Origin of the sequence: Mycobacterium sp. MOTT36Y (genome assembly GCF_000262165.1) — a bacterium.
GTDB classification, from domain to species: Bacteria; Actinomycetota; Actinomycetes; order Mycobacteriales; family Mycobacteriaceae; genus Mycobacterium; species Mycobacterium intracellulare.
In genome coordinates, this window is record NC_017904.1 from 2635234 (window position 1) to 2650237 (window position 15004).

At 65.6% G+C, this 15004-nt stretch carries 15 protein-coding genes; 7 read left to right on the forward strand and 8 right to left on the reverse strand.

The window, feature by feature from the left end; all coding sequences use genetic code 11:
• Window position 1 precedes the first annotated feature (1 nt).
• Together W7S_RS12055 and W7S_RS12060 are read right to left on the reverse strand one after the other, a co-directional pair.
• The gene (locus W7S_RS12055) at window positions 2-520 is read right to left on the reverse strand and encodes a nuclear transport factor 2 family protein (protein ID WP_008256487.1); all 519 of its coding nucleotides are present in this window, start codon (window positions 518-520) and stop codon (window positions 2-4) included.
• A 62-nt stretch (window positions 521-582) separates the two neighbouring features.
• Window positions 583-1389 carry an acyl-CoA thioesterase II gene (locus W7S_RS12060; protein ID WP_008256489.1) on the reverse strand — a complete coding sequence of 269 codons (807 nt, stop codon included), beginning with the start codon at window positions 1387-1389 and terminating at the stop codon, window positions 583-585.
• A 125-nt stretch (window positions 1390-1514) separates the two neighbouring features.
• Here W7S_RS12060 and W7S_RS12065 point away from each other — a divergent pair, with 125 nt between their 5' ends.
• The 5 genes from W7S_RS12065 (at window position 1515) to W7S_RS12085 (ending at window position 5963) form a co-directional block, all read left to right on the forward strand.
• The gene (locus W7S_RS12065) at window positions 1515-1904 is read left to right on the forward strand and encodes a DUF1801 domain-containing protein (RefSeq protein WP_008256496.1); all 390 of its coding nucleotides are present in this window, start codon (window positions 1515-1517) and stop codon (window positions 1902-1904) included.
• Window positions 1905-1983: 79 nt separating this feature from the next.
• Entirely contained in the window at window positions 1984-3231 is a 1248-nt protein-coding gene (locus W7S_RS12070; RefSeq protein ID WP_008256505.1) for an acyl-CoA dehydrogenase family protein, read from the forward strand.
• The gene (locus tag W7S_RS12075; protein WP_008256507.1) at window positions 3228-4094 is read left to right on the forward strand and encodes a hypothetical protein; all 867 of its coding nucleotides are present in this window, start codon (window positions 3228-3230) and stop codon (window positions 4092-4094) included. Before W7S_RS12070 ends, W7S_RS12075 begins: the two co-directional genes overlap by 4 nt.
• Before the next feature lie 78 nt (window positions 4095-4172).
• Complete coding sequence (locus W7S_RS12080; protein ID WP_008256508.1) at window positions 4173-5102, forward strand: TIGR03564 family F420-dependent LLM class oxidoreductase; 930 nt, start codon at window positions 4173-4175, stop codon at window positions 5100-5102.
• A 78-nt stretch (window positions 5103-5180) separates the two neighbouring features.
• Entirely contained in the window at window positions 5181-5963 is a 783-nt protein-coding gene (locus tag W7S_RS12085; protein WP_008256510.1) for an SDR family oxidoreductase, read from the forward strand.
• Window positions 5964-6036: 73 nt separating this feature from the next.
• Here the strand turns inward: W7S_RS12085 and W7S_RS12090 are convergent, their stop codons facing one another.
• From W7S_RS12090 to W7S_RS12115, 6 genes are all read right to left on the reverse strand, one after another.
• A complete protein-coding gene (locus W7S_RS12090; RefSeq protein ID WP_008256513.1) occupies window positions 6037-8940 on the reverse strand; it encodes an RND family transporter in 2904 nt (967 codons plus the stop codon).
• Window positions 8937-9371, reverse strand: a complete 435-nt coding sequence (locus W7S_RS12095) for an MmpS family transport accessory protein (RefSeq protein WP_269147570.1) — start codon at window positions 9369-9371, stop codon at window positions 8937-8939. Before W7S_RS12095 ends, W7S_RS12090 begins: the two co-directional genes overlap by 4 nt.
• A gap of 299 nt (window positions 9372-9670) precedes the next feature.
• A complete protein-coding gene (locus tag W7S_RS12100; protein WP_008256516.1) occupies window positions 9671-10279 on the reverse strand; it encodes a TetR family transcriptional regulator in 609 nt (202 codons plus the stop codon).
• Window positions 10280-10468: 189 nt separating this feature from the next.
• Window positions 10469-11395: an alpha/beta hydrolase gene (locus W7S_RS12105; protein ID WP_008256517.1), complete on the reverse strand. Its 927-nt coding sequence runs from the start codon at window positions 11393-11395 to the stop codon at window positions 10469-10471.
• A 153-nt stretch (window positions 11396-11548) separates the two neighbouring features.
• Window positions 11549-12217 (reverse strand): enoyl-CoA hydratase-related protein, encoded by a 669-nt coding sequence (locus W7S_RS12110; RefSeq protein ID WP_008256518.1) that lies wholly within the window; start codon window positions 12215-12217, stop codon window positions 11549-11551.
• Between the two features lie 34 nt (window positions 12218-12251).
• Entirely contained in the window at window positions 12252-12881 is a 630-nt protein-coding gene (locus W7S_RS12115) for a TetR/AcrR family transcriptional regulator (RefSeq protein WP_008256519.1), read from the reverse strand.
• Window positions 12882-13017: 136 nt separating this feature from the next.
• On the opposite strand from W7S_RS12115, the gene W7S_RS12120 reads away from it, so the two are divergent.
• Both W7S_RS12120 and W7S_RS12125 read left to right on the forward strand, forming a co-directional pair.
• A complete protein-coding gene (locus W7S_RS12120; RefSeq protein ID WP_008256520.1) occupies window positions 13018-14025 on the forward strand; it encodes a GTP-binding protein in 1008 nt (335 codons plus the stop codon).
• 26 nt (window positions 14026-14051) lie between these two features.
• Entirely contained in the window at window positions 14052-14876 is an 825-nt protein-coding gene (locus W7S_RS12125) for an acyl-CoA thioesterase II (RefSeq protein ID WP_008256521.1), read from the forward strand.
• The last annotated feature ends 128 nt before the right edge of the window (window positions 14877-15004 follow it).

Sequence of the window (15004 nt, forward strand, 5' to 3'; positions counted from 1 at the left end):
GTCACCGATCCATCAGCCGGCCGGCGATTTTGGCGATCGCCGTGCGGATTCGGGGGGACACGTAAATCGAGAATAGCGGGGTCACGATGTCCTCGCGGAGCCGAGTTAGCTTGGAGCTCTTGATAAGCCAGCGGCCCGCGACGTTTTCATAGGTTTCGTGGTAATGGCCGTAGCCGACCAAGGTTGCCCCGGGCCCGAACCGAACGACGTCTTGCAGCGCCCATATCCCACGCGCCGTCGTTGCCGACGTGAGCTCGATTTCGGGGGTGTGCACCTGGTGCGCGGTGGCCTGGGTGGGTCGGCCCAGGGCCTGGCGGGTAAAGGCGACGAAGTCGTCGGCGCCGGCGATCACCTTGCCGCCCGCTTCGGAGGTGTCACTGACGAAGTCGTCGGCAAAGATCGTTCGCCAGGCCGCCCAATCCTTGGTGTCCAGGTAGCGGCAGTAGCGCGCTTTGAGCTGCTTGATGGACTCGATCGCGGGCAAGCCGTCGGTGACCAGGTTTTCCGCGCGCTCTGTCATTGCGGCTCGATTCTGCCCGTAAGGGCCCCGGCGTGACGTTTCACTGGCGAAGTGTAAACCTGTCAGCCCTTGAAGTAGACGATCTGATGTGTGGTGGCCAGCAGTCCGCCCGCCCGGGTCCACACCTGCGCGCTCTGATCGAAATAGCCGTTTGCGAAGCGGTTGGCGTGGGCGGTGGCCAGCACGAAGTCGTCTCCGACGGCCTCGAGTAGCTGCTGATCGGCGTGAAAGTACGTGGTCAGTGAGATCGTTCCGGACGGGAGGAAGCCGCCGTGACGCAGGAACACCCGCGGGTAGAAGATGTCGCACAGCGCCGCGAGCGCCGCGTAGTCGACCGGGCGGCGCGCGCGGTCGCGCACCCACAGCGTGGTGGTCGAAGAGGGGCTGGGGTCCCCGCCTTTGCCGGGCATCGCCCCCTCGACGTAGCGCGTGTCGTAGAGGCCGGTCCATCGCACGAGGCCCGGATCGACGGCGGACAACTGCTCCGGGGCCGGCGCGCTCGGCGGGTGCGCTTCCGTGTCGGCCCAGCTCTCGCGCCGGATCGCGAAGATCGCGGTCGCCGTGGTCTTGACCACCCCATCCTGGCTGAGCTCGACAATCCAATGCTGGTTGGTGCGGTTGGTGCGCGCGGCCCGAAGCGCGATGTCGAAGTCGCCGTCGGCGATCGGTGCGGCGAAGTTGACGGTCAGGGCGAGCGGCTCGCCGATGCGGTCGGGCTGCCCTTCGACGGCGGCCAGCATGACGGCGGCCGTGATCCCGCCGAATGGCCCGACCATGTTGGCCCACTCCGCGTGCGTGCGACCGCGTCGGACGTCCGCGCTGACGGTGTCGAGGCGGACGGCTTCGTCGAAGGGATGTGTGTCGGTCATGTTGGTCGACGGCAGACTACTTGCGGTCGAACTCGCCGCTGGACACGGGGTCGTTGCACCCGACCGGCGATTCACCTCCCCTGATACGGTCCGGCGAGCGACAGCCTGAACGAAAGCGAACCGCGATGACCAACTCCAAGCACGACGCCGCGGCCAAATCTCCCGCCTCGTTGATCGATGCCAGGATCGAGGAACTGGGGGATTGGCGCGGCGAGACGCTCGCCCGGATCCGGCAACTGATCAAGGAGGCCGTCCCCGACGTAATTGAAGAGTGGAAGTGGCGTGGCGTTCCGGTGTGGTATCACGACGGGATGATCTGCACTGGCGAGACGTACAAGAACGTCGTGAAGATGACGTTTGCGAAGGGGGCGTCGCTGCAGGATCCCGCGGGTCTGTTCAATTCGAGCCTCGACGGCAACACCAGACGCGCAATCGATTTCCACGAGGGCGACACGATCGACGAGAACGCGTTGACGGCGCTCATTCGGGCCGCGGTCGACCTGAACAGGTCGTAGGGCGCCACCTGTACAGCGCCGTCGCCGTTGCTGTACAGTCGCCCAGCACAAGGACGACGGTCGAGTGAGAGGCCAGCCGGTGACTTCCGAGTCGGTCGAGGAATTTCGGCGCCGGGCCAGGGCCTGGCTCGCCGCGAACATGCCGCGACTCGATCCGGCCGAGGCGGTGTCGCTTCAGCGAGATCAGCTGCCGGCCTGGCACCGGGCCCGCGAATTGCAGAAGCTCCTGTGGGAGGGCGGATTCGCCGGCATCTGTTTCCCGCGTGAGTATGGCGGCCTGGGGCTGAGCTACGAATACAAGAAGGCCTTTGACGCCGAGTCGCTCGGCTATGAGACGCCGCTTCTGCTCAACGTCCCGTCCTTCGCCATCTGCTGCGCCACGATCCTCGATATGGGCAGCGAGGAGCAAAAGCAAACCCACATCCCGGCCGCGCTGCGCGGCGACGAGGTACTGGTGCAGCTGCTCTCGGAGCCCAGCGGGGGATCGGACCTGGCGGGCGTCATCACCCGCGCCGAACACCGCGACGGCCGGTGGATCATCAACGGCGCCAAGACCTGGAGCACCTGGGCATTCGCCGCCGATTACGGGCTGTGCCTGGCCCGCACCAACTGGGACGTGCCCAAGCACGACGGTCTCACGATGTTCCTGGTGCCGCTTCGGCATCCCGGCATCACGATCAACCGCGTTGAACAGGTCAACGGGTCGATCGAGTTCTGCGAAGAGTTCTTCGACGACGTCGACGTGGGGGATGACGCCGTTGTCGGCGAGCCGGGCAAGGGCTGGGAGGTTGCGTCGCGCCAGCTCTACCACGAGCGCCGCAGCATGGGCGACGGTTCGGAGTACACCAGCGGGCCGGGAATCGCTGAGGCCGAAGATGTTTCGGTCGACCTGCTGGCATTGGTCGACAAGACCGACCAGCACGACAGCGAGCGGGTCCGGGAGATGATCGGTCGGGCCCTGGTTCACCGCACGGTCCACGGCCAGCTCAGCGAGCACGTCTTTCATGCCGTCGCCGGCGGCGCCCTGCCGCCAGCCGCGGGATCGATCATCCGGCTATCCATGGCCGCGGTGCACGACGTGGAAACCGACACCGCCCTTGCCGTGTCCGGGACGTCGGCCGTGGTCGCGGACGACGGTGCACTCCTCGACATCGGGACGCGCTATCTGGGCCGGCAGACCGCCAGCATCGGCGGTGGCACCACCGAGATGGCGCGCAACGTGATCGGCGAGCGGGTGCTGAATTTTCCGCGCGAGCGCGCCGATGACCGGGGCGTGCCGTTCAATCAGGTGCGACGCGGCAAAAGCCTGGGAGGAGAACGGAATTGAGCGACCAGCTTCGTGACATCCGAGAGTTGGCGGGGGACACCGACGCCTACCGCGACGAACTGTACCGACGCTGGACGGGCCTGCTGAGCTACCGCTACATCGGCCGCAAACACTCGTCGATGAATCTCGGCGAGACCGACGACACCGTCACCATCCGCCGCGACATGCGCAACGAGGCGGGCGGAATCATGGTGGCGCCGTTGGCCATTTCCTCCCCGGAGGGTTGTCAGACCGACATGGTCGCCGTGCCCAACCCGGTGATCGCGTCGGTACAGATCGTCGACCCCGGCTACGACGTGACGCGGGTGGAGATCGTCGGGTCTGGCATCGTGCACCAGGGCCGCACCATGGGCTACGGGCGCTGCACGATCGTCGACGCCGATAACCCGCAGCGGGTGATCGCGTTCAATGAGGGGCAGGGAGCGATCATCGGCATCCCGCCCGAAGGCCTGGACAGGATGGATGTTTCGGGCACGGAGCTGGTGATCGAGGACTCTCCGGATCTGCCGCCGCTGTGGCGGGCCTTCGGCGCCAGCCGTCGCGGCGACGGCCATTGGGTCCTGCCCGAGCTCAGCACCGAACTCGCGTCACCGGATGCGGCGTTGCACATCGGACCCCAGCACGTCGTTCTCGAGACCGCCGCAATCGATTTGGCCGCCGAGGTCGCGGGAAGCAGAAAGCTGCAGGTCGTGAGCTGGCACGTGATGTTCATGTCGCGCGGCAAGGTGGGTCCATTCCGGGTCGAGGGCACCGCGCATCCTGGCGGGCCCGGGCGCGTCGGCGTGCGCATGCTGCTGCACGACGAAGGCAACGCCGACAAGGCCGTCACCTCCGCTGCCGCGGTCTTCGACGTCGTCGGCTGAGCCGGGCTTGGCGACCTCCGCTCGGGTGCGCCCCGGGGAAGGGCGATAACCTTCCCGAAGGCGACGCGAAGGAGCGTGATGGTCATGCAGATCTCCATGTTCGGGCAACTCAGCGGATCGGGCGGTCAATCGCCGATCGACGCGACGATCGCCAACCTCGCTATGCTGCGCGACGAGGGCTTCACGCGGGTGTGGATGAGCCAATTGCCCTATGAGCCAGACCTTCTCACGATTCTGGCCATCGCGCTGCACGAGGTCGACACGATCGAGGTGGCCAGCGGTGTGGTGCCGATCCAGAATCTGCATCCGATGCTCATGGCGCAGCGTGCCCTCACGCTGAGCCTCGCCTCGGGTGGCCGGTTCACGCTCGGGCTCGGCATGACCCATCAGGCGGTGACCGAAGGGATGTGGGGCATCCCGTGGGACAAGCCGGTGCGCAGGCTGAACGAGTACCTTGACGGGTTGTTGCCCCTGCTGGCCGGTGAACCCGCCGCCGCCGCGGGGGAGATTGTGACCACCCGCGGTGCCCTGATGATCACCGGGGCGCCGAAGCCCGACGTGTACATCGCGGCCCTGGGCCCGCAGCTGCTCAAGGTCGCCGGGCGGCGCACGTCGGGCACCTGCACCTGGATGACCGGCCCCAAGACGCTGGCCGAACATGTCGGCCCGACGCTGCGGCGGGCGGCCGCCGATGCCGGCCGGGAGGACGAGGTGCGTGTCGCCGCGTCGTTGCCCGTCAGCGTCACCGACGATGTCGACGCCGTCCGCAAGCAGGCGGCCGAACAGTTCGCCATCTACGGCGAGTTGCCGTCGTACCGTGCGATGCTCGACCGCGAGGGCTACGCGGGGCCGCAGGATGCCGCCATCATCGGCGACGAGGACACCGTGCGCGGCCGGCTCGACGAGCTGCGCGCCGCGGGCGTCGACGAGTATGTTGCGGCGGCATTCGATCCGTCACCGGAGGGCCGGGCCCGCACGCGGGCGCTGCTGCGCGCCTACGACTCCTGACCCGGCGTTTGGCTATGGCCATACATTGCCTCCGGAACGTATGGTGCAGAGACGAACTCAGAGGACAGGAGAAGCGCAGTGGCAGAACGGTTGGCGGGAAAGGTCGCCCTCATCAGCGGCGGCGCCCGGGGGATGGGCGCATCGCACGTGCGGTCGCTGGTCGCCGAGGGAGCCAGGGTGGTGTTCGGTGACATCCTCGACGACGAGGGCAAGGCGGTGGCGGCCGAGGTCGGGGACGCGGTCCGCTACCTGCACCTCGACGTGACCAAGCCGCAGGATTGGGACGCGGCGGTGGCGACCGCCCTGGGCGAGTTCGGCCGCATCGACGTGCTGGTCAACAACGCGGGCATCATCAACATCGGCACGCTGGAGGACTACGCGCTCTCGGAGTGGCAGCGCATTATCGACATCAACCTGACGGGGGTGTTTCTCGGCATCCGCGCCGTGGTGAAGCCGATGAAGGAAGCGGGCCGGGGATCGATCATCAACATCTCCTCGATCGAAGGCATGGCCGGCACCATCGCCTGCCACGGCTACACCGCAACCAAATTCGCGGTGCGCGGGCTGACGAAGTCGGCCGCACTGGAACTGGGGCCCAGCGGAATCCGGGTGAACTCCATTCACCCCGGGCTCATCAAGACCCCGATGACCGATTGGGTCCCCGACGACATCTTCCAAACGGCGCTGGGCCGGGCCGCCCAACCCGTGGAGGTCTCCAACCTCGTGGTCTATCTGGCCAGCGACGAGTCCAGCTACTCCACCGGCTCGGAGTTCGTCGTCGACGGCGGCACCACCGCCGGACTGGGGCATAAGGACTTCGCCAACGTGGAGACCGACGCGCAGCCGGACTGGGTCACGTAGGAGTCATCTGCCGCGAAAGCGCAACTGCCGGCGGGATCCCGAGTGGGACCGTCGGCAGGTGCACTCTCGAGCGTCAGGCGTGCGCGGTTACCGATTCGCGTTCTTTGGCGGCGGGTTTGGGCCACGGCGAGGGGACCGGCCGTTGACGCACGTGCTGTGGCCACCAGAACCACTTGCCCAGTAGCGCCGCAATCGATGGTGTCATCAGCGACCGCACGATCAGGGTGTCGAACAGCAGACCCAGCCCGATGGTGGTCCCCACCTGGCCGATGACCGTCAACTCGCTGACGGCCATCGTCATCATCGTGAAGGCGAACACCAGGCCGGCTGAGGTGACCACCGAGCCGGTGCCGCCCATCGAGCGGATGATGCCGGTGTTCAGGCCGGCGTGGATCTCTTCCTTGAACCGCGCGACCAACAGCAGGTTGTAGTCGGCGCCCACGGCCAGCAGGATGATCACCGACATCGCGAGCACCATCCAGTGCAGTTCGATGCCGATGAGGTGCTGCCAGATCAGCACCGACAGTCCGAAGGACGCGCCCAGCGACAGCAAGACCGTCCCCACGATGACCGCCGAGGCCACCACACCGCGCGTGATGAGCAGCATGATGATGAAAATCAGGCACAGCGAAGCGATTCCGGCGATCAACAGGTCGTAGGTGTTGCCGTCGCTGAGGTCCTTGTAGATCGACGCGGTGCCGGCGAGGTAGATCTTGGAGCCCTCCAGCGGCGTGCCCTTGAGCGCCTCGTAGGCGGCCTTCTTGATCGCCCCGATGTGCGAAATGCCTTCCTGCGACATCGGATCGCCGTCATGGCTGATGATGAAGCGCACGGCGTGCCCGTCGGGGGAGATGAAGTTCTTCATGCCCTTCTTGAACTCTTTGTTGTTGAAGGTCTCCGGGGGCAGGTAGAACGAGTCGTCGTTCTTGGAGGCGTCGAACGCCTTACCCATGGCGCTGGAGTTCTTCTGCGCCTCTTTCTGCTGATCCTGCAGGCCCTTCTGGGTCGAATACATGGTCAGCATGGTCGTTTTCATCGCCTTCATGTTTTCGATCATGGAAGGCATCAGCGCCACCATCTGGGGCATCAGGGTGTCCAGGTGGTCCATGACCGGCAGCAGACTTTCGATGTCGTCGGTCATGGTGTCGATGCCGTCGAGGCCGTCGAACACCGAGCGCAGCGACCAGCACGCCGGGATGTCATAGCAGTGCTTTTCCCAGTAGAAGTAGCTGCGCATCGGCCGGAAGAAGTCCTCGAAATCGGCCATGTGGTCGCGTAATTCGTTGATGTCGATGGTCATGTCGTGCATCTTCCTGACCATGACGTGCATGTCGTTGGCCATCTGCACGGTGATGCTGGACATCTTTTCCATGCTGTCGATGGTCGTCTGCATCATGTCGGCCTGGTGCAGCATGTCGGCCATTTGATCTTCTTGGTATTTCTGGCTCATCTGCTGGCTGACGCCCTGCATGCTGATCTGGAAGGGAATCGACGTGTGTTCGATCGGCGTGCCCTGCGGGCGGGTGATCGCCTGCACGCGCCCGATGCCCGGGACCCGGAAGACCGTCTTGGCGATCTTGTCGATCACCAAGAAGTCCGCCGAATTCCGCAGATCGTGGTCGCTTTCGATCATCAGCACCTCGGGGTTCATCCGCGCCTGCGAGAAGTGGCGATCCGCGGCCGCATACCCCTCGTTGGCCGGCAGGTCCGTCGGTAGGTAGTTGCGGTCGTTGTAGTTGGTCCGGTACCCGGGCAGGGTCAGCAAGCCCACCAACGCCACGCCGATGGTGAGGACCAGGATCGGGCCGGGCCAGCGCACGACGAGCGCACCGACCTTGCGCCACCCGCGAATGCGTTGCGTGCGCTTGGGTTCCAGTGTCTTACCGAAGCGGATTACCACGGAGATGACCGCGGGACCCAGCGTCAACGCCGCCGCGACGACGACCACCATGCCGATCGCCAGTGGGATACCCAGCGTCTGGAAGTAGGGCAGGTTGGTGAAGTGCAGGCAGAAGGTGGCGCCGGCGATGGTCAAGCCCGACCCGAGCACCACGTGCGCGGTGCCCTTGTACATCGTGTAGTACGCATCTACTCGGGACTCGCCGATAGAGCGGGCTTCCTGATATCGGCCGATCAAGAAGATCGCGTAGTCGGTGGCGGCCGCGATACCCAAGGTGACCAACAGGTTGGTGGCGAACGTCGAGAGCCCGATGAGCTGGAAATAGCCTAGGAACGCGACCATTCCGCGTGCGGCCGACAGCTCGAGCACCACCATCACCAGCGTGAGCAGCACCGTAATGACGGAGCGATAGACCAACAGCAGCATCGCGATGATGACGGTGAACGTGGCCGCCGTGATGAGCTGCATGCTGCGGTCGCCGGCCTCGTGCTGGTCCGCCGACAACGCCGCGGGACCGGTGACGTAGGCCTTCACCCCTTTGGGTGGGGTCACACTCTTGACGATGTGTTGGACGGATTCCACCGACTCGTTGGCCAAGGCCTCGCCCTGGTTACCGGCGAGGTAGACCTGGACGTAGGCGGCCTTGCCGTCGTTGCTCTGCGCGCCCGCTCCGGTGAGTGGATCGCTCCACATATCCTGTACGTGCTCAACGTGTTTGGTGTCGGCGTCGAGCTTCTTGACGATGTCGTCGTAGTAGGCGTGCGCGTCCGCGCCCAGCGGATTCTGGCCCTCGAGGACGATCATCACCGAGCTGTTGGACTTGTACTCGTTGAACACCGCGCCCATGCGCTTGGTCGCGACGACCGACTGCGCGTCATCCGGTGCCATCGACACCGAGCGCATCTTGCCGACCTCCTCCAGCTGGGGGACGGAGACGTTGAGCACCGCGATGATCGCGATCCAGCCGAGAATGATCGGTACGGCGAACGTCCGGATGAGCCGGGGGATCTTGTCCCGAACGGGTTCGTCGACAACGGGGATGGTGTCGGTGCGGGCGTCGTTGAACGTTGTGCTCATGCGGATTTCACCATGCAGAAGGTCAGGGCGTGTACGCCGTGGGTGAGGTTCTCGTCCTTGACTTCGTCATCGATGGTGATGCGGCAACCGAGGGAGTTGCCGTCGCTTTGTGCCGAGAGGTTCGGGAACACCGACGGGGCGGTGGTGCTCAGGACCAGCGTCCACGGCAGCGGCGCGCCGTCGATCCGCTTCGGGTCGGCGGACAGATCCAGGTAGTTCACGTTGGCTTGGGCGGCCGAGCCGAAGACCTCGTATTTGACGACCTTGGGCTTGAACGGCTTTGACTCATCGAGTCGCGGGCTGGTCATGACGCCCGTGTCGTGCGCGCCGAAGAACGACTTGACCCGAACGACGGCAAATCCGCCGACCAGCACCACCGCCACGATCAACAGCGGCAGCCAGGCGTTGCGCACAAGTCTCGATATCTGCACCTGGGTGATCCCTTCCTCATCACGCGGACGTGACGCGGATCAGCGTTTGCGCGACTGGAGGTCGTGGACAGGTGAGTGCCCACAGTCGCACCGATCAACAACGAACTGCGTGGATTGCTTGGTTCGTGCGCGCAAGACCGTCAAACGCGGTGAAAGTCGCCCATCCCCACTGCCGACGTCCCCGGCGGCGACACCCGGCTCACCTTGTTGCTGAAGCCTCCCCGGGTAACGCCACCAGCGCATAGTACATGATGTGCATACCTTGCAGTGTATGCAACATTTGCTGCTGGTGTTTCAGGTCACTTCGTGAAGATGCTGTTCACCAGCGCGGCGGCACGCTCAACATAGGGCATCGGCGTGTCGGCGGTTTCACTCGCCTCACCGCTCGCCCAGCGTTCCAGGCCCGACCGCACCGCCGTCAGCGCCAGCGCGGAAATTAGCGCGGCCATCTCGTCGTCGGGCTGCATCGCCTGGCGGCGGACGATGATGTCCGTCAACTGGTTCTGGAATCGTTCCAGATCGGCGAGGAACGCCGCCAGGACGGCGGGCGAAGTCTTCGCGAGTTCGAGCATGTGAGCTGCGTGTTCGCGCCGAGGGGGGACGTCGCGCAGGTGGTGTGCCGCCAGGGTGATCAGTTCCGCGAGGACGACCGAGTAGGGGGCGGGTCCGGCGGCGACGAAATCCTCGGCCAGCTCGGCGGGTATGTCAGAGGGGCCGTAGGCGAGTGCGGACTCTTTGTTGGGGAAGTAATTGAAGAACGTGCGGGTCGAGACGCCGGCTTCGGCGCAGATTTCGTCGACCGTGACCTTGTCGAATCCCCGTTCCAGCGTGAGCCGTACGGCGGCGTCGCGGATGTCGGCGCTCGTCTGCCGGCGGCGGCGCTCGCGTAGCCCCAGGGGATTGGCCATACTCATATAGTTGCACGTTGTGCACAGTTTGCAGTCAAAAGGTGCCATCTGGCGGTGCGGAGGCGAGGCCGCCCGGCACCGTCCAGGGCGAGCGGCGGCGTTCCGCGTTCTCGCCGCCTCGCACCAGCCCTGTTCTTGCGCAACATCATTCGGCCAGCCGCTGTGGTGCAAGAGGTGGGTTCGGGCCGGTCATCCGCTGGGGGTGAGGGCGCCCCGCAAATAGTCGCATTGGCTTTGGAAGAACTTCGCCGAGATCGCCGCCTTGTCGGCGATCTGGTCGAACGCGTGAAACGCGCCCGGAACGATCTCCTCCTGCACCGGGACGCCCGCCTCGCGCAGGCGTCGCGCGTACTCCAGACTCTCGGAGTAAAAGAGGTCCAGCGTTCCCACGCCGATCCAGGCGGGCGGCAAGCCCGACAAATCCTTGCGGCGAGCCGGTGCCGCCTCTTCGGGATCGGCCCCATTGAGGTACCACTGCCAGGCCAATTGGTTATCGGATTCGGTCCACATGATCCGCCTGGGGCCGTCACGCCGGGCGCCGGTGCGATCGTCGAGCATCGGATACACCAGCATTTGGAAAGCGATTTTGACGTCCTGGCGGTCGTGCGCCCGCTGCGCCACCGCGGCGGCGAAATGCCCGCCGGCGCTGGCGCCGCCGACGGCGACTCGATCCGGGTCCACCCATGGCTGGCGCGCCAGCCAGAGCAGGGCCGCATAACAGTCCTCGACCGGTATCGGGTAGGGGTGTTCGGGGGCTAGCCGGTGTTCGACCGCCGCGATCGCGACGCCGGTGAGCTGAGACAGTTGGCGCAGATACTTGTCGTCCTGGGCGGCGTGGCCCATGATGGTGCCGCCGCCGTGGATCCACAGCAGCGCCGGTGCGTGGTCGGCAAGGCCGGCCGGACGGTGCAGGCGGACGCTGACGTGCTCGTTGACCGCGGCCACCGGCACGGTGCGGATGCGGCCGGCGTTGCCCATCAGGTTCATGATGGCGCGCTGCAGCTTCAGACCGCGGTGCAAGGCGTAACCCCGGGGCAGGAATCGAGCCACTTTGCGAAGACCGGGATCCAAGACATGGGGCGACGTGTAGGCGTTATCGGGAAGGCCGTTTGCCATCGGATGCCTCTGTTCCCTCGCGCCGGCAGACATGCTGACCATACAGGACGCAGGTAATGTCCATGCGTGGGAATTTGAACGAGTTTCAGCGGTATTCGCGCCGTCACGTGTCGGCCCGGCTGCGGACGCATTGGCCAAGCGGCACAGCCCGTTTCAGAGCGCCTCGTCGCTGTCGGTCAGTGCGCGCACGACGTGACCGAACATCGTCTGTTTGATCGCTCCGAGCGTGCCCGGGTCCTTGCCTCCGAATGGGCGAATCTGGTCGACGGCCGTGCCGGTGACCGCGTCCGCCGGACAGGCGACGTCGACGAGGCCGAATTGTGCTGCGTCGGGCCCGGTGAACCGACGGCCCGTAGTCATCGAGGCCACCGCGGCGCGAGGAGTGAGTTTGGACTGGATGAGCGCGGCCATGCCCGGGTTGAACGGAATGCGGATGTCGACCTCGGGAAAACAGAAGTACCCGCGATCGTCGCGCATGGCGCGAAAGTCGTGCGCGATCGCCAGCATTGCTCCGGCACCGAACGCGTGACCGACCACGGCGGCGGCGGTGGGAACGGACAGCGTCAGCACGCGCGCGAGCAGCCGGTGCACCCGATTGATGTACCAGGAGCCCCGGTCGGTGTGGGCGCTCAGCCAGTCCAGATCCAGCCCGTTGGAGTAGAACTTTCCGCCGGCGGTGGTGACCAGCCCCAGGGCGCCGTCCGAGATGACCTGATCGAGCGCGGCCTCAACGTCATCCAAAAATGCTGGGGAGAAACGGTTCTCATCGTCGCCCAGCCGGATGATGGCGATCTTGTCGTCGTAATCCAGTTTTACAGCCATGTGTTCCCCTGACTTCTTTCATGGTTCTCATCGGTCAGCCGCGTCGTTGCCGCGGGGCGGGAGGGCCGATCTCCAGCACGGCGCGCACGGCCGCGCGCAGATGCGCTCGCGCTGTGGCGCTTCCGAGGCGGTCTCGCCGAAGCAGCAACGCGGTGGGCAGGTCGACGACGCAGCTGGTTATCGTGTCCACCGCCGCCGCGTCCTTGCGCTCCCACACCGCGACCGCAAGCCGCACCATCAAATCGACGAGAAGTTTGTCGAGGCGTCGCAATTCGTCGGCAATGTCGTCGGGGACATCGTCGGCGAGTACTTCCTCGCGGCGCACACGCAACAACAGCGTCGATGAGCCGGGATATTGCTCAGTGAAAACCACCGGCGCGTCGGCGGCGGCCACCACCGCTTCGATGGGACCGCCCGGGTCGGTACCGGTCGCGGCGTCGTCGACAAGTGCCGTCTGTACCGCCAGGAAACGCCGGCCAGCCCGCAGCCAAGCCTGGCCCATCAGCCCGCCCCGCGATGTGAACGTGTGGTACACAGCGCCGTTGGAGACACCCACGGCCGCGCCGACCGCCCGGATGGTCACCGCGCTCGGGCCCGACCGCGCCACCAGGTCCTCGACGGCGTCGAGTACGGCGTCGGGATCGTGAAGGCGGGGCCGCGGCATGCAACCACCATAACAGAGCGGATGCTCTATTACGCGCCGGGGCGTGAGTATCTCCCTGTGCCGCGGGGCACGATCCGACCGTGATATGGCGCCGGTTAGCATCGGACGTCCGGATGTCGGTGCGGAAGGTAGGGCATTGGCTGCGATACCCGTCATCGCGCTCACCGGTCATCTCGGCGCTGGCAAGACGACGCTGCTCAACCACTTGTTGCGCCATCCCGGCACCCGAATCGGTGTCGTGGTGAATGATTTCGGCGACATCAACATCGACGCTTCTCTGGTGGCCGGTCAGGTCGACGAACCGGCCTCGATCGCCGGCGGATGCATCTGTTGCCTGCCCGATGGCGGTGGGCTCGACGACGCACTCGTCAAACTCGCGGATCCGGCCCGGCGCCTTGATGCCATCGTCGTCGAGGCCAGTGGTCTGGCCGACCCCGTGGCGATCGCGCGGATCATCGGTTTCAGCGAGATACGGGGGGTCCGGCCGGGGGGACTCGTGGATGTCGTCGATGCGGTGAACCATTTCGACACCGTCGACTCCGGGACGCTACCGCCGGTCCGCTATGGTGCGGCGTCGCTGATCGTTGTCAACAAGCTCGACCAAGTGCCTGACTGCGAGAGGTCGGCTGTGGTGCAGCGCGTCACACAGCGTGCGGCGCAACGGAACCCGCACGTTCATGTCGTGGGCACATCGGGTGGCCGGATCGACCCGGAGCTGCTCTTCGACGCGTCTGGCACGTCCGGACAGGTTGGCCAGCTCTCGTTCCTGGACTTGGTGCCCGAGCACGAGCATGACCACGTCCATGCTGATGCGGTCACCGTGGCCGGCGCTGGTTGTATCGACCCCGACGCCCTGGTCGATCTTCTCGAACAGCCGCCTCCGCAGGTGTTCAGGATGAAAGGCATTGTGGCTGTGTGGGAGCGCGCGACCGTGCGCGAATACGTGATCAACTTGGTGGGTGGCGCCGTCCACATCGCGAAGGCGCCGTCGGGAGCAATGGCCAATTGCCTCGTGGCGATCGGGATGCATCTCGACATCCCCGCCGTACGCGCGCGGCTCGATGACGCGCTGCAGCCTGTGTCGGGGTCGGCGTCGGCACCGGCGTTGCGGCGGCTGCAACGGTACCGGCGACTCAGCGCGTGAGTGAGGATCCGGCAAGATACGTCGTGATGTCATCTTCGCTCGGCGACGTGCTCGCCACCTTGGAGCTCGACCGAGTCGATCAGTGGCTTTTCGTCGGGCGGCAGCTTCCCGCGCCCGCCAACCATATACTCGGTGGGCACATCTCGGCTCAGGCGTTGTTGGCGGCAAGCCATACCGCACCGGGCCGAACGCCGCACAGCGTCCACACGTACTTCCTGCGGCCCGGCGACTCGCGTCACCCGGTTGATTTCGAGGTCGTCGACCTCCAAGAAGGCCGGACGTTTTCTGCTCGACGGGTCACCGCACGCCAAGACGGCAAGATTCTGATGGAGGCCATGTCGTCGTTCAAAGTCGCCGATTTCGCTCCCGCGCAGGTCGTCTATCAGCCACCTATGCCGCCGGCTTCCAGCCCGGAATCCTTGCCGTGGGTTGCCCCGCATCTCGCGGAATCCGACGAGAGCGCCCAAGGGCGGTGGGCGAGCCTGCGCTGGTTCGAGCGCCGGATCATCGACACCGAGGCTGCTCCGCCCGCCCGCGCGCCGATGTGGTGGCGACCCGACGGGCGAGTTCCCGGTGACCCGGTGCTGACCGCCAGCCTGGTGGCGTACCTGTCGGCGGTGACGTTGACCGAACCGGCATATGCCGCACGCGGCGGTGTCGGGGCATCGGCGCAGCGCGACCATTCGGTGTGGTTCCACGGTCCGGCGGCGTTGTCGGATTGGCTTCTCTACGACCGGTCCTCGCCGAGTAGCGCCGGTTCGCTGGCACTGGCGAGTGGGACGATGTTCAACCGCACCGGCGAACTGGTGTGCACGGTGAAACAGGAGATGTATTTTCCGACGCGCAATTGATGGGACAGTCACAGTGCACGTTCCGATGGTTCACTATCGCAACGCGTGACATCGTACCGTCTCAATATGGCCGCGCCGCAAGGCAATTCCGTCACAGTGACGTAATTAGGCCATAGGGTTTTCCACGG

Excerpts from the sequence above, each read along its gene's own strand:
- W7S_RS12055 (WP_008256487.1), bottom strand. The coding sequence starts at position 520 with ATGACAGAGCGCGCGGAAAACCTGGTCACCGACGGCTTGCCCGCGATC.
- W7S_RS12060 (WP_008256489.1), bottom strand. The coding sequence starts at position 1,389 with ATGACCGACACACATCCCTTCGACGAAGCCGTCCGCCTCGACACCGTC.
- W7S_RS12065 (WP_008256496.1), top strand. The coding sequence starts at position 1,515 with ATGACCAACTCCAAGCACGACGCCGCGGCCAAATCTCCCGCCTCGTTG.
- W7S_RS12080 (WP_008256508.1), top strand. The coding sequence starts at position 4,173 with ATGGTCATGCAGATCTCCATGTTCGGGCAACTCAGCGGATCGGGCGGT.
- W7S_RS12090 (WP_008256513.1), bottom strand. The coding sequence starts at position 8,940 with ATGAGCACAACGTTCAACGACGCCCGCACCGACACCATCCCCGTTGTC.
- W7S_RS12100 (WP_008256516.1), bottom strand. The coding sequence starts at position 10,279 with ATGGCCAATCCCCTGGGGCTACGCGAGCGCCGCCGCCGGCAGACGAGC.
- W7S_RS12105 (WP_008256517.1), bottom strand. The coding sequence starts at position 11,395 with ATGGCAAACGGCCTTCCCGATAACGCCTACACGTCGCCCCATGTCTTG.
- W7S_RS12110 (WP_008256518.1), bottom strand. The coding sequence starts at position 12,217 with ATGGCTGTAAAACTGGATTACGACGACAAGATCGCCATCATCCGGCTG.
- W7S_RS12115 (WP_008256519.1), bottom strand. The coding sequence starts at position 12,881 with ATGCCGCGGCCCCGCCTTCACGATCCCGACGCCGTACTCGACGCCGTC.
- W7S_RS12125 (WP_008256521.1), top strand. The coding sequence starts at position 14,052 with ATGTCATCTTCGCTCGGCGACGTGCTCGCCACCTTGGAGCTCGACCGA.